This window comes from Variovorax paradoxus, from assembly GCF_030815855.1.
Classification (GTDB): domain Bacteria; phylum Pseudomonadota; class Gammaproteobacteria; order Burkholderiales; family Burkholderiaceae_C; genus Variovorax; species Variovorax paradoxus_M.
This window is the reverse complement of the sequence record NZ_JAUSXG010000001.1, coordinates 4,204,051-4,216,445: the sequence shown is the minus strand read 5'-3', so window position 1 is coordinate 4,216,445 and position 12,395 is coordinate 4,204,051. Positions and strand designations below refer to the sequence as shown.

Sequence of the window (12,395 nt, the reverse complement as noted above, 5' to 3'; positions counted from 1 at the left end):
CGAAAGCTGCTGCTCCGGATGCTCCAGCAGCGAGCAGCCCTATCGCGAGGGCGACACAGGCAATTGAAAAGTAGTGGGCGAACTTCACGGGGAGTCCCTCCGATTGAATGCGGAACCATCATTGTCCGGGACTGAAGCGCTCGCGCCAACTTCCTCTCCTGGCCGACCGCAGCCTGCCGCGCCCACCGTATCAGGCGCGGGTATATGCCTGACGCATTGGATCTGCACACTCGTCGTGCTCGACGTGCAGCAAGATCGCTTGAGTCATGCCCCTACGCTTCGCAGTCGCCGCCGCTCCGGCAGCCCTACGCCCGGAACCAAATCTTGAGCGTCACATACATCGCATAGCTCAGGCCAAGCACCATCCACGTCAGGAAAAACACGTTGGCCCAGTAATCGCCAGCATTTGCCCCGAGGGTGTAAACCTGCATCTGGCAAGCCTTGCCGAGGCATGGCACTTCGCCCCGAACCAGCGCGCGCAACAACGCAAACAAGAGGTAGCAGGCCACCGTAGCGGTCACGAGCAATCCCACCGGCCCGGTCAATCCTTCGGTGCGTTCGCCGTTCTCATTCCAACGCCGCTTCCGGAGCAAGTTTTGCCCGAACTTGTACCAAGCAAATCCGAGCAAGAGCATCAGCGAGTAGTAAATGGCGGTACGCATGTCAGCGAGTCATTGCTGTGAGGGGGAAAGAGCGACGACAGGATGGTATCCGAGCAAGAGCGCGCGATAGCCGGCGGGAACCAGGGCTCACGGTATGTGCCTACTCGATCATCAAGAGACGGTTGATCCCCTTGCGGTACACACGAAACCGTCGTCGGGCGCCGGCACGTCCCTCCGGCCCCGGATCTGTCAAATTGGAGTACCGTGGCGTTCGGCGGCGTACCTGGTCGCCGCTCCATCACGCTCAGGAGACACGCATGACCACGAACTCACAGTCGGGCACCAACGTGCAGGAAATCGCGGCGGGCATATTCCGCATCAATACGCCGGTGCCGCTGCCCGACGGCAGCCTGTTCAGCTTCAACCAATACCTGGTGTTCGACGACGAGCCGTTGTTGTTCCACTCCGGGCCGCGCCAGCTCTTCCCGCTGGTGAGCGAAGGCATCGCGAGCGTGATGCCGGTCGAGCGCCTTCGCTACATCGGGCTGTCCCATGTCGAGGCGGACGAGTGCGGCGCCTTGAATTTGTTTCTCGCAGCAGCGCCGCAGGCGGTGCCGCTGTGCGGCACCATTGCAGCCATGGTCTCGATGGGCGACATGGCGGACCGCCCGCCGCGCGCGCTGGCCGACGGCGAGGAGCTCCCGCTCGGCAGCCACACGATGCGCTGGTTCGACACGCCCCATCTTCCGCATGGCTGGGAATGTGGGCTGATGATGGAAACGGGAACGCACACGTTCTTCTGCGGCGACCTCTTCACGCAGCCGGGCAACAGCGAGCGGGCGCTCACCGATGCCGATATCCTGGGTCCGAGCGAGGCGTTCCGGCATCAGATGGACTACTACGCGCATGCACCGCAAACGGCCGCTTTGCTGGCCGGACTTGCGCAGCAGGAACCCCGCACGCTCGCCTGTATGCACGGCAGCGCATGGCAGGGCGACGGCGCGTCACTGTTGCGTCAGCTTTCAGTGGCGTTGTCGGCGCAGCGTTGAGTCCGCCGCAGCTTGCGAACCGCAGACCATCGATCACCGCTGCCGCAACGGGTGCTGGACGAGTTGAAGCTCGTTGCCCGCGGGATCAAAAAGCGTCGCGAGAATGCCGCCCCAATCCTGCCGCTCCGGAAGCCCCGAAAATGCAACGCCGAGCGCGCACAGTTCGTCGTACTTCGATTGGACGTCTGCGACATCGAAGGACAGCCCCGTAAAGCGTCCCACGAGGGCCTGGTCCTCGGGCGGAGCACCAGCATCGACATGCTCGACCACCAAGCTCATTGGTCCGGCGTCGAACACGCAGAAGCCGTGTTCGCTTTTTCCGGCCTTGAGCGGCAAGCCAAGTGTCTCTTCATAGAAACGCGAGGCGCCCGGCAAGTCTCGAACAAAAATACGCGCGGTGCGAAGCTGCATGGTTTCTCCCGGCAAGGTTCCTCAGACCCCTTCGATGATGCGCAGATCCCGTTCGGCCCCGTCGCCCAGCGCCTCGAGCGCGGCCTGGTAGTCGGGGCTGTCATGCACGGCTCTGGCTTGCTCGACGCTGTCGAACTCGATCAACACGGTGCGTTCGGGCAAACCGTATTCGTAGACCTGGGCGGGCACGCCGCGCGCCAGAAAACGCCCGCCGCCGGCGGTGATCGCCGGGCCGGCCAGTTTCGCGTAGGCCGCGAGTTTGTCGGCGTCGTTGACGGCACGGTACGCACTGACCCAATAGGCTTTTGCCATGGTGAATTTCTCTCTGTTGCTGAGCCGGCAATATAGCCTGCGTCTGCTGGTGGCTGGCGAAGCGCTGAACAGCCCCTTCGCGGCAGCTACGCGGTCTTCCTGTCTTCCTCAGCAGCCAGGTCGTCCTCCTCGTCGATCTCGTCCAGCCTGTCGCACAGATCGCCGGAAACGGCGCTGCCGACCTTGCGCACGAACCACCGGTCCGACGCGATGATTTCTTCGAGATCGGACGCATGAAACCAGCGCGACAAAGAAGGGTCGATCAGGTGCAGGTTCGCCGCGTCCCAGACGCCGCGTCCGGTGACCGGCTCCACGCTGTGCCGCAAAGGAGAATTCGCGAGCAGCGTATGAAAGTAGATTTCGTCAGGCGCCTTGGAGAACCGCAAGAAGCGCTTCACCGAAGTTTCGAACGGATACGAGATGAGGTACCTCACCGCTTCGGGATTCAGCGCCCACCATTGGGAGCCGAAGTGCCATTGCGGAAAGAGCGGGAGCGAACGGCGCCCGAGCTTGCCGGCAAATTGCAGAAGGCCGCGCGCCAGCCGCACCAAGGTGAATTTCCGCCCATCGACCGGAAGGTCTTGGTAGAACCAGAAGTGGCGAACACGCTCCTGCAGCTTGCGCGTGCTCGCCAGGGGAATCAGCTTGATGAAGTTGGTGCCCGCATGCGACTGCGAATAGGCGCGGAACTCTTCCAGCGGACGCACCGGGTAGCAGTTTCCCGAGAGCAGCACGAAATGGCTCACCTGCGACGCGTCGCATTTGGCGAGCGCAGCGCGCATGAGCCTCAACGTGGCGTCGATCTGGGAGACGGCGCCCCAGCGCACGTCGACACGCTCGTGCAGATAGCTCACGCGAGAGTCTTCGATCCGGAACGCCGAAAGATCGGACTTCGCGTCGACATGAACAAAGCAGCGGCCGACCGAAACGAGCCGCTGCAGCAGGCGCTTGACTTGCGGTGGATCGGCGTGGACAAGCAATAGGAAGACCGGGCTCATATCGGCGCGCAGTGTTTTCGGTGAATCATAAGCATGCAAGAAGAATGCCTCGAAGGCTAGCGCCCCCGCTGCGGGGTACCCTGCAGGCTGCTTCGCAGCGCCAGCTTGCGCACGATGGTCGAGAACGCGCGCGTGGCCGCCGCGTCGCGCGCCACGGGCGACCACAGCATGCCGGGCGTGCGCACGGGCGTGGGGCTTTCCAGCCGGACGACCACGAGCCCCGACAGCGCCGTCACGACGTTCGCGGCCATGATGGACGCCAGCTGCGTCTTGCCGACCAGGTCCATCATGGGCGCCAGCGTGTTGATCTCGGCCACCACGTGTGGCTGCGCACCGCAGGAGCGAAAGCATTCGTCGAGCATCTGGCGCGTGGCGAAGCTGGCCGGCAACAGCACCATGGGCAGGCGATGCAGTTCCACCATGCGCACGCGCTTGCGCCGCGCGAGCGGATGTTTCTTCGCCACCACCAGCACCATCTCTTCGTTGTAGAGCGGTTCGAACTGCAGCGGCCCGGGCGCGCTCGGCCGGTAGGCAATGCCCAGGTCGAGCGTGCCCTGCTGCAGCCGCGCGGCGATCTGGTCGGCCGACAGTTCCTCGACCACCACCTTCACGCGCGGGTGCTTGCCGTGAAAGCTGGCGATGCAGTCGGGAATGAAGCCGAGATTGAAGGTGTGCGTGGAGCCGACGCGCAGCTCGCCCGTCACGTCCGAGCTGCTCTGGCGCAGCGCACCCAGCCCCAGGTCGATTTCGTGCAAGGCCTTGGTGCAGTAGTGCAGGAACTCGTCGCCGGCCTCGCTCAGGCTCACGCGCTTGCCGATGCGGTCGAACAGCGCAACGCCGATTTCTTCTTCAAGCTGCTTGATCTGGTGCGACAGCGTCGATTGCGTCACATGCAGCCGTTCGGCCGCGCGCGTGAAGTTCAGCGAGCCCGACAGGGCGATGAAGTAGCGCAGGTGCCTGAGTTCCATGACATCTCCCGGAGCCGATGATCGATGGCATCGATGCTAACGATGAAAAACAATCATTTTCAGGTTTGAAGAGCGCCGCCTACAGTCGCCGCCTACAGTTTCCGCCAGCCCTTTCGAACAACGACCCACAGGAGACATGCCGGTGCAAAAAGTCCTCAGCGGCATCAAGGTGCTCGAACAAGGCACCTTCATCACCGGGCCGGCCGCGGGCATGTTCCTCGCAGACCTGGGAGCCGAGGTGGTGAAGATCGAGCAACCCGGCGCGGGCGATCCGTTCCGCGCCTTTCGCGGCGGCCTCTACAGCCCGCACTTCCAGACCTACAACCGCAACAAGCGCAGCGTCACGCTCAACCCGAAGCTGCCCGAGGACGCGGCCGTGTTCGACGAACTCGTCAAGGACGCGGACGTCTACATCCAGAATTTCCGCCCCGGTGCGGCCGAGCGGCTCGGTGCCGGCGAAGCCCGGCTGCGCGGCCTCAATCCGCGGCTCGTGTATTGCGCCATCAGCGGCTTCGGGCAGACCGGCCCCGCCGCCGGACGCCCGGCCTATGACACGGTGGCGCAGGCTGCGAGCGGCTTTCTCAAGCTGCTGGTGAACCCGGCCAACCCGCGCGTGGTGGGCCCCGCGCTGGCCGATGCGATGACCGGTTTCTATGCCGCGTACGGCGTGCTCGGCGCCCTGGTCGAACGGGGCCGCACCGGCGTCGGCCGGGCGGTCGAGGTGTCGATGCTGGAGGCCATGTGCCATTTCAATCTCGACGCGTTCACGCATCTCTTTTCGGAAAGCGAGGTCATGGGACCGTTCAGCCGGCCGAGCGTGTCGCAGTCGTATGTGCTGGAGTGCGCGGACGGCCTGTGGATTGCGCTGCACATGTCGTCGCCCGAAAAGTTCTGGCATGGACTGGCCAACGCGATCGAGCAACCGCAGCTTTTCTCGGACCCGCGCTTTGCTTCGCGCGAGGCGCGCATCGCCCACCAGGAAGACCTGATCGCGCTGCTCGGCGAGCTGTTCCGCCAGCAGACGCGTGCGGCGTGGTGCGCCCGGCTCGAGGCCGAGGACGTGCCGCATGCCCCCATGTACGACACCCGCGAGGCGATGGAAGACCCGCAGGCGCGGCACCTGCAATTGGAGGTGAGCGCGCCGCACCCCGAGGGCGGCGAATGGCACACCATCCGCTCGCCCGTGAGCTTCGACGGCGAGCGCGCGCTCGAAGTAACGGCGCCGCCCACGCTCGGCGCGGACAACGCGGCCATCGTCGATCCGATCCGCAAGCGCCTGGGGCAGCCGCCCGGCGGCGCAAGCTGAGGCCCTGAATAAAGCCCCAAGGCAGCCCTTCAATCAAGACAGAGCCAGGAGACAAAAGAACATGACCCCATCGAACGAAAGCGAGCTCACGCAGACCGTGCTGCAGAGCCTCGAGGGAACGCGCGACGCGCGCTTCGCGCAGATCATGCAGTCGCTGATCACGCACCTGCATGCCTTCGTCCGCGAGGTGGACCTGAAGCCCGGCGAATGGATGCAGGGCATCGAATTTCTGACGGCCGTCGGCCAGACCTGCACCGACAAACGCCAGGAGTTCATCCTGCTGTCCGACACGCTGGGCGCGTCGATGATGGTCGTGATCCTCGACCAGCTGCGCGCCGCCGCCGGCAAGCGCGGCCGGGCGGCGAACGAAGCCACGCCAGCCTCCGAGCTCGCCGAGGCCACGCACGCCACCGTGCAAGGCCCCTTCTACTGGGAGGGCGCACCCGACCTGCCGCTCGGCGCCGACGTGGCCCAGGGCGCCCGCGGCGAGCCGACCTTCTACAGCGGCCGCGTCACCGACACCCACGGCCAGGCGCTCGAAGGCGCGCTGCTCGACATCTGGTCGGGCGACGGCGAGGGCGTGTACGACATGCAGGTCGAGGGCGCCGCGATGCAGGCGCGCGCACGCATTCGCACCGACCACGAAGGCCGCTACTGGTTCTGGTCGATTCGCCCGAGCTACTACCCGATTCCAGTCGATGGGCCGGTGGGCCGCATGCTGGATGCGATGGGCCGCCACCCGAACCGACCCGGCCATATCCACATGATGGTTTCGGCGCCAGGCCATGTGCCCGTGACCACGCACCTGTTCGTGGCGGGCAGCCCGTACATCGAATCCGATGCGGTGTTCGGCGTGCGGCCGAGCCTGGTCGTCGACTTCGAATCGCACCCCGCGGGCCGCGCGCCCGACGGCAAGACGCTGCAAACGCCGTACTGGTCGGCGCACTACGACTTCCGCCTCGAACCCCAACACGCCTGAAAGACGCTAGCCATGAAGATCGGAAAGTTCACCGTCCCGAGCACCGCCATCTGCACTTCGGACGAACACACCATCGTCGTGCGCGGCCAGGACCTGTGCCAGGAACTGATCGGGCACCTGTCCTTCGCCGACTATTTCTTCCTGCTGCTCACCGGGCGCCGCCCCGATGCCGCGTGCAGCGCCGTGCTCAATGCCACGCTTGTCGCCATTGCCGAGCACGGCCTCGTGCCGAGCGTGCAGGCCAGCCGCATGACCTTTGCGGCAGCGCCCGATGCGTTGCAGGGCGCGGTGGCGGCGGGCATCCTCGGCTGCGGCTCGGTGATCCTCGGCGCTTCCGAAACGGCTGGCCGCCTGTTCATGAACGTGGCGGCGCGCGTGGATGCAGGGGTCGCATTGCCCGACGCAGCCGCCGCAGCCATCACCGAACTGAAGGCTGCGCGCGCGGCCATCCCGGGCTACGGCCATCCGCTGCACAAGGAGCGCGATCCGCGCGTCGACCGCTTGATCGAAGTGGCCACGGAGGCGGGCGCCGACCTGCGCTACGTGCGCATCGCGCAAGCACTGGAAGAAGTGATTCCGGGCATCGTCGGCAAGGACCTGCGCATGAACGTTTCCGCGGCCATTCCAGCGGTGCTGCTGGGCGTCGGATTTCCCGTGGCGTCACTGCGCGGCGTGCCGATCCTCGCACGCACGGCGGGGCTCATCGCGCACCTGGCGGAAGAGGCTGAAACGCCGAGTGGCTTTGCGCTGTCTTACCAGGCCACGCGCGAGCTCCAGTACAACGGCACCGTGCCTCCGGGCTTTGGGAAGGCGACATGAAGCGCCGAGCGATCCTGACTGTGGCAGGGCTCGCCGCCGCGATGCTTCCGCAGGCCGGTGCATGGGCACAGGCGGGCGATGCACGCCCCATCAAGCTGGTCGTTCCCTTCGCTGCCGGCACCTCGACCGACATCGTCGGACGCGTGCTGGCCGAAGCATTGGGCCGCCAGCTGTCGCAGGTGGTCATCGTCGACAACCGGCCCGGCGCGGGCGGCGCCATCGGCAGCGAACTGGCCGCCCGTTCGGGCGCGGACGGGCACACCGTGCTGCTGGGCACCGTGGGCACGCACGCCATCAACGCTTCGCTCTACAAGCGGCTCTCCTACCAGCCGCAGCGCGACTTCGTGCCGCTGGGCTTTGTCGGCGCCACGCCCACGCTGCTGGTCGTGCCGGCCGCGGCGCCATGGAAGAGCGTGGCGGACCTGCGCCAGGCCAGCGGCAAGTCGGTCAGCTTCGCCTCGGCCGGCAACGGCACCTCGGGCCATCTGGCGGGCGAACTGCTCAACCTGCGGCTCGGCAAGGACTTCGTTCACGTGCCGTACCGCGACGGCGCCCAGGCGCTCACCGAGGTGATGGCCGGGAACGTGCAGTTCATGTTCTATCACCCGGCCGCCGTGCTGCCGCAGGTGCGTGCCGGCAAGCTGCGTGCGCTCGGCGCATCGAGCGCCCGGCGGAGCATGGCCGCGCCCGATGTGCCCACGCTGGCCGAGCAGGGCATCGCGGACTTCGATCTCGTCGCCTGGTTCATGTTGTATGCACCGGCCGACATGCCCGCCGCGCAGCGCGACCGGCTGCGCGAGGCGACGCAGGCCGTGCTCGCCCAACCCGCGGTGCGCAACAAGCTGGCAGCCCAAGGCATCGAACCCATGGCAATGACCGCGGCGGAAATGGCGGCCTTCGGCACGGCCGAGATCGCGAAATGGGGCGAGGCCGTGCGGCGTTCGGGCGCACAGGTCGATTGAAGAACAAGACCAGAAGAGCGGACGCCCGGCCCACCGGGCGCAACAAGAAGCGGAACGACCCCAACACGGGCACGCAGTGGCCCAAGGAGACAAAGAATGCGTTCGACAACAACCCTCAAGAAAATGCTCGGCCTCGTGCTGGGCATTGCCGGAAGCCTCGCCCCGGCCCTGGCAGGTGCCCAGGCACCGGAATGGCCGAGCAAGCCGATCAGGATCGTGGTGGGCTTCGCTCCCGGCACGCCGCCCGACATCTTTGCCCGCCTGTACGGCGAGTACGCGAGCCGCAAGCTCGGGGTGCCCGTGCTCATCGACAACAAGCCTGGCACGGCCGGCAACCTGGCGTCCGATACGGTCGCCAAGGCACCGGCGGACGGCTACACCTTTCTCTACAACCTCTCGACGGCGTTCACGATCAACCCGTACATCTACAGCAAGCTCCCGTTCGATCCGGAGAAGGACCTGGTGCCCGTCGCGACGACGATGCGCCAGGGCCTCGTGCTCATCGCCAACGCCAAGTTCCCGGCCAAGACCATCAAGGAGCTGGTGGCCGCGGCCAAGGAGAAGCCGGGCACCTACTCGCATGCCTCCTACGGCGCGGGGAGCCCGTCGCAGCTCATCGTCGAGTCGCTGAAGGACGAAGTGGGCATCAACATGCTGCACGTGCCCTATCGCGCGAGCCCCATCGCCGACCTCGTCGGCGGGCAAGTCGATACGCTGATGGAGCCCATCGCCACGGGGTATCCGCTGATCAGCAGCGGCCGCGTCCAGGCCCTGGCGTATTCGGGGCCCACGCGCCACCCGGCCTTGCCCGATGTGCCCACGCTGGCCGAGGTGATGCCCGGCTTTTCGATGATGTCGTGGCACGGCATCTGGGCGCCCGCTGCGACGCCGGCCGCGGTGCTCAACCGCTTCAACGCGGTGTTCGTGGAAGCCAGCAAGGACCCCGACCTGGCCAAGCGCATCAAGGACCTCAACAGCGAACCGCTGGGTGTCACGCGCGCCGAGATGAGCGCGATGGTGCGCCGCGACGCGGAGATCTACAGCCGGGTGGTGAAGGCCCGCAACATCCGGGTGGACTGATCCCCGCTGCCGCGCCGGCGGCTTTTCAGTCGCCGCTCAAGTCGCTTTTGCGCTCCTCGATGCTGCGTTCCAGGAAGCGCCAGATCCGCTCGTCCCCGCTGAACGCCACGTTGAAGCGCAGCCATCCCGTGGGGCGCGGGTTGACGAGAAACAGCTGGCCCGGGCCGAGCATGATGCCCTCCACGGCCGCCAGCCGGGAGAGTTCGGCGGTGTCCGTGATGTCCGGATGGCGCGCCCACAGGTACAAGCCCGCAGCGGGCTCGTGGAACAGCTCGAAGCCCAGCGCTTCCAGTTGCCTCGCCACGCTGGCGTGCGCCTGCGCCAGCCGGTCGCGCAGCGACTTGAGGTGCTTGCGCCAGCGCCCGTCGGTCACCGCGCCGAAGGCCAGCCGTTCCGTGATGTCCGACGACGTGAGCCCCGAAACCATCTTCAGCTGGGCCAGCTTTTCCATCAACCCGGGCTCTGCCGCCACATAGCCGACCCGGATGTTCGGGGAGATGGTCTTGGAGAAGCTGCTGACGTAGATCAACTGGCGCAGCTGGCTCAGGCTGGCGAGCGAGGGCCGCGAGGAGGCGTCCATGTCGGCGTAGATGTCGTTCTCCACCAGCGCGAACTGGTGCTCCTGCGCGAGCTGCAGCAGCCGCACGAGCTGCGGCATCGACGCCAGCGAGCAGGTCGGGCTCTGCAGCCGCGGCTGCGTGAAGAAGGCCTTGGGCCGGTGCACCGCCAGCAGCGCCTCCAGCGCCGGCAGGTCGTAGCCCGTGGGCGTGCGCGGCACGCCGATGATGTGCACGCCGAGGAAGCGCAGCATGAACATCAGGTTGGGATAGCCCGGGTCGTCCACCAGCACCTCGTCGCCCGGTTTCAGCAGCTGCCGTGCCACGAGGTCCAGCGCCTGGCTCGAGCCCTGGGTGAGCAGCACCTGGTTCGCCTCGACCACGATCTGCCGCTCGGAAAGCGATTCGGCAATGGCCATGCGCAGCGCCATGTGCCCGAACGGCAGTCCGTAGCCGCCGATGTCGGTACCGCCGGCCGCCAGGGTGCGCAGGCTCCGGCGCATGCCGTCCTCGAACAGCCAGTCGTGCGGCAGCCATCCGCAACCGGGCTTGAGCGGCAGGTGGCGGTTTTCGAAGATCTGCTGCAGGTACCAGCGCGCATCGAAGCGCGGATCGTCCTGCGGTGCCGCGGGCGTGCCCGGGGCCATGTCGTCGCTTCGCCGCTTGACGAAGAACCCCGCATTGGCCCGCGAGACCAGGAGGCCCTGCGCCACCAGCCGGTCGTAGGCCTCGACCACGGTGAATACGCTGACGCCGTGCGCCGCGGCAAAGGCCCGGATCGATGGCAGCTTGCTGTCGGCCTTGAGCTTTTGGGTGCCGATCAGGCCGCGAAGCCCTTCCACGATCTGGTTGACGAGCGATGTCGGCTGTTCGGGATGAAGAATGAGCATCGAGGGAGGTCCCGGCAGGCCGATCTGCACCATATTGAGGAAAGTATGTACAGGATACAAGACCAGCACAGTCCGCCGATTCATGGCTCGCGGTGTACATGGTCAGGCCCCGACGTGAAACCTAAAGTGCCAGCTTCTTCTTTCAGGCACAGGTCGTATCCATGCAGCGCGAACCCCATCTCAGCAACGCCGCCCTCATGGCCCGCCGCGGCGCAGCCGTCGCCCGCGGCGTCGGCCAGGCCCATGAAATCTTCGTCAGCCGGGCCGCCAACGCCGAGGTCTGGGACGTCGAGGGAAAACGCTATATCGACTTTGCCGGCGGCATCGCGGTGCTCAACACCGGCCACTGCCACCCGGAGATCAGCGCGGCCGTCAAGGCGCAGGTCGACCTGTATTCGCACACCTGCTTCCAGGTGCTGGCCTACGAGCCCTATGTGGAACTGGCCGAGCGGCTGAACGCGCTGGCGCCGGGGCAGTTCGCGAAGAAGTCGATCTTCCTGAGCACGGGCGCCGAGGCGGTCGAGAACGCGGTGAAGATCGCCCGCTCCTACACCCGGCGTCCCGGCGTCATCGCCTTCAACGGCGGCTATCACGGCCGCACGATGATGACGCTCGGCCTCACCGGCAAGGTGGCGCCCTACAAGGTCGGTTTCGGCCCGTTCCCGGGCGAGGTGTTCCATGCGCTGTACCCGAACGCGCTGCACGGCGTGAGCGTGGACGATGCCCTGCACTCGGTCGAGCTGCTGTTCAAGAACGACATCGAGCCCGAGCGCGTGGCGGCCTTCATCCTGGAGCCGGTGCAGGGAGAGGGCGGCTTCTACGTCGCGCCCAACGACTTCATCGAGGGCCTGCGTGCGCTGGCGGACCGCCACGGCATCCTGATCATTGCCGACGAGGTGCAGACCGGCGCCGGCCGCACCGGCACCTGGTTCGCGAGCGAGCAGTGGCCGGTGGCGCCCGACCTGATCACCACCGCCAAGTCGATGGCGGGCGGCTTTCCCATCTCGGGCGTGGTGGGCCGCGCCGAGGTGATGGACGCGCCCGCGCCCGGCGGCCTGGGCGGCACCTACGCCGGCAGCCCCATCGGCTGCGCCGCGGCGCTGGCGGTGCTCAAGGTGTTCGACGACGAGCAGCTGCTGGCGCGCAGCAGGGCACTGGGCGAGCGGCTCACGGCGGGCCTGCGCCGCATCGCGGCCGACGTGCCGGCCATCGGCGATGTGCGGGGGCTCGGCGCCATGGTGGCCATCGAGCTGTTCGAAGAGGGCGACACGGCGCGGCCTGACGCCGCGCTGACCCGCCGGGTGGTCGCCGAGGCGGCGCGGCGCGGGTTAATCCTGCTGTCATGCGGCAGCTACGGCAATGTAATTCGCGTGCTGGTGCCGTTGACGGCATCCGACTTGCTTGTGGACGAAGGGCTGACGCTTCTCGCGGACAGCTTCGCCGCACTGCGCTGATCGACACT

13 protein-coding genes are annotated in these 12,395 nt (G+C 66.6%); 7 read left to right on the top strand and 6 right to left on the bottom strand.

The window, feature by feature from the left end:
• Nucleotides 1–305 precede the first annotated feature (305 nt).
• Nucleotides 306–662 (bottom strand): hypothetical protein, encoded by a 357-nt coding sequence (locus tag QFZ42_RS20245; RefSeq protein WP_307702683.1) that lies wholly within the window; start codon nucleotides 660–662, stop codon nucleotides 306–308.
• Nucleotides 663–919: 257 nt separating this feature from the next.
• On the opposite strand from QFZ42_RS20245, the gene QFZ42_RS20240 reads away from it, so the two are divergent.
• Nucleotides 920–1,651 (top strand): MBL fold metallo-hydrolase, encoded by a 732-nt coding sequence (locus QFZ42_RS20240; protein WP_307702682.1) that lies wholly within the window; start codon nucleotides 920–922, stop codon nucleotides 1,649–1,651.
• A 33-nt stretch (nucleotides 1,652–1,684) separates the two neighbouring features.
• Here QFZ42_RS20240 and QFZ42_RS20235 read toward each other — a convergent pair whose 3' ends face one another.
• The 4 genes from QFZ42_RS20235 to QFZ42_RS20220 form a co-directional block, all read right to left on the bottom strand.
• Entirely contained in the window at nucleotides 1,685–2,062 is a 378-nt protein-coding gene (locus QFZ42_RS20235) for a VOC family protein (RefSeq protein WP_307702681.1), read from the bottom strand.
• A gap of 21 nt (nucleotides 2,063–2,083) precedes the next feature.
• Nucleotides 2,084–2,374 (bottom strand): DUF1330 domain-containing protein, encoded by a 291-nt coding sequence (locus tag QFZ42_RS20230; protein WP_307702680.1) that lies wholly within the window; start codon nucleotides 2,372–2,374, stop codon nucleotides 2,084–2,086.
• An 86-nt stretch (nucleotides 2,375–2,460) separates the two neighbouring features.
• Complete coding sequence (locus QFZ42_RS20225) at nucleotides 2,461–3,372, bottom strand: beta-1,6-N-acetylglucosaminyltransferase (RefSeq protein ID WP_307702679.1); 912 nt, start codon at nucleotides 3,370–3,372, stop codon at nucleotides 2,461–2,463.
• A gap of 56 nt (nucleotides 3,373–3,428) precedes the next feature.
• Complete coding sequence (locus QFZ42_RS20220; protein ID WP_307702678.1) at nucleotides 3,429–4,340, bottom strand: LysR substrate-binding domain-containing protein; 912 nt, start codon at nucleotides 4,338–4,340, stop codon at nucleotides 3,429–3,431.
• Between the two features lie 142 nt (nucleotides 4,341–4,482).
• On the opposite strand from QFZ42_RS20220, the gene QFZ42_RS20215 reads away from it, so the two are divergent.
• The 5 genes from QFZ42_RS20215 to QFZ42_RS20195 all read left to right on the top strand — a co-directional run bounded on the left by QFZ42_RS20215 (nucleotide 4,483) and on the right by QFZ42_RS20195 (nucleotide 9,486).
• Entirely contained in the window at nucleotides 4,483–5,646 is a 1,164-nt protein-coding gene (locus QFZ42_RS20215; protein WP_307702677.1) for a CaiB/BaiF CoA transferase family protein, read from the top strand.
• Nucleotides 5,647–5,707: 61 nt separating this feature from the next.
• Nucleotides 5,708–6,625 carry a dioxygenase family protein gene (locus QFZ42_RS20210; RefSeq protein ID WP_307702676.1) on the top strand — a complete coding sequence of 306 codons (918 nt, stop codon included), beginning with the start codon at nucleotides 5,708–5,710 and terminating at the stop codon, nucleotides 6,623–6,625.
• Nucleotides 6,626–6,637: 12 nt separating this feature from the next.
• Nucleotides 6,638–7,444 carry a citryl-CoA lyase gene (locus QFZ42_RS20205; protein WP_307702675.1) on the top strand — a complete coding sequence of 269 codons (807 nt, stop codon included), beginning with the start codon at nucleotides 6,638–6,640 and terminating at the stop codon, nucleotides 7,442–7,444.
• Nucleotides 7,441–8,406: a Bug family tripartite tricarboxylate transporter substrate binding protein gene (locus tag QFZ42_RS20200; RefSeq protein ID WP_307702674.1), complete on the top strand. Its 966-nt coding sequence runs from the start codon at nucleotides 7,441–7,443 to the stop codon at nucleotides 8,404–8,406. Before QFZ42_RS20205 ends, QFZ42_RS20200 begins: the two co-directional genes overlap by 4 nt.
• Nucleotides 8,407–8,502: 96 nt before the next feature.
• Nucleotides 8,503–9,486 (top strand): Bug family tripartite tricarboxylate transporter substrate binding protein, encoded by a 984-nt coding sequence (locus QFZ42_RS20195; protein WP_307702673.1) that lies wholly within the window; start codon nucleotides 8,503–8,505, stop codon nucleotides 9,484–9,486.
• 25 nt (nucleotides 9,487–9,511) lie between these two features.
• Here the strand turns inward: QFZ42_RS20195 and QFZ42_RS20190 are convergent, their stop codons facing one another.
• The gene (locus tag QFZ42_RS20190; protein WP_307702672.1) at nucleotides 9,512–10,933 is read right to left on the bottom strand and encodes an aminotransferase-like domain-containing protein; all 1,422 of its coding nucleotides are present in this window, start codon (nucleotides 10,931–10,933) and stop codon (nucleotides 9,512–9,514) included.
• Nucleotides 10,934–11,094: 161 nt separating this feature from the next.
• Between QFZ42_RS20190 and gabT the strand changes: the two genes are divergently transcribed.
• A complete protein-coding gene (gene gabT / locus QFZ42_RS20185) occupies nucleotides 11,095–12,387 on the top strand; it encodes a 4-aminobutyrate--2-oxoglutarate transaminase (protein WP_307702671.1) in 1,293 nt (430 codons plus the stop codon).
• Nucleotides 12,388–12,395 lie beyond the last annotated feature (8 nt).

What these genes read in the sequence shown, in the direction of transcription:
- QFZ42_RS20225 (WP_307702679.1), bottom strand. Translation starts at nt 3,372, where the DNA reads ATGAGCCCGGTCTTCCTATTGCTTGTCCACGCCGATCCACCGCAAGTC.
- QFZ42_RS20240 (WP_307702682.1), top strand. Translation starts at nt 920, where the DNA reads ATGACCACGAACTCACAGTCGGGCACCAACGTGCAGGAAATCGCGGCG.
- QFZ42_RS20210 (WP_307702676.1), top strand. Translation starts at nt 5,708, where the DNA reads ATGACCCCATCGAACGAAAGCGAGCTCACGCAGACCGTGCTGCAGAGC.
- QFZ42_RS20220 (WP_307702678.1), bottom strand. Translation starts at nt 4,340, where the DNA reads ATGGAACTCAGGCACCTGCGCTACTTCATCGCCCTGTCGGGCTCGCTG.
- QFZ42_RS20195 (WP_307702673.1), top strand. Translation starts at nt 8,503, where the DNA reads ATGCGTTCGACAACAACCCTCAAGAAAATGCTCGGCCTCGTGCTGGGC.
- QFZ42_RS20235 (WP_307702681.1), bottom strand. Translation starts at nt 2,062, where the DNA reads ATGCAGCTTCGCACCGCGCGTATTTTTGTTCGAGACTTGCCGGGCGCC.
- gabT (WP_307702671.1), top strand. Translation starts at nt 11,095, where the DNA reads ATGCAGCGCGAACCCCATCTCAGCAACGCCGCCCTCATGGCCCGCCGC.
- QFZ42_RS20245 (WP_307702683.1), bottom strand. Translation starts at nt 662, where the DNA reads ATGCGTACCGCCATTTACTACTCGCTGATGCTCTTGCTCGGATTTGCT.
- QFZ42_RS20190 (WP_307702672.1), bottom strand. Translation starts at nt 10,933, where the DNA reads ATGCTCATTCTTCATCCCGAACAGCCGACATCGCTCGTCAACCAGATC.
- QFZ42_RS20205 (WP_307702675.1), top strand. Translation starts at nt 6,638, where the DNA reads ATGAAGATCGGAAAGTTCACCGTCCCGAGCACCGCCATCTGCACTTCG.
- QFZ42_RS20200 (WP_307702674.1), top strand. Translation starts at nt 7,441, where the DNA reads ATGAAGCGCCGAGCGATCCTGACTGTGGCAGGGCTCGCCGCCGCGATG.
- QFZ42_RS20230 (WP_307702680.1), bottom strand. Translation starts at nt 2,374, where the DNA reads ATGGCAAAAGCCTATTGGGTCAGTGCGTACCGTGCCGTCAACGACGCC.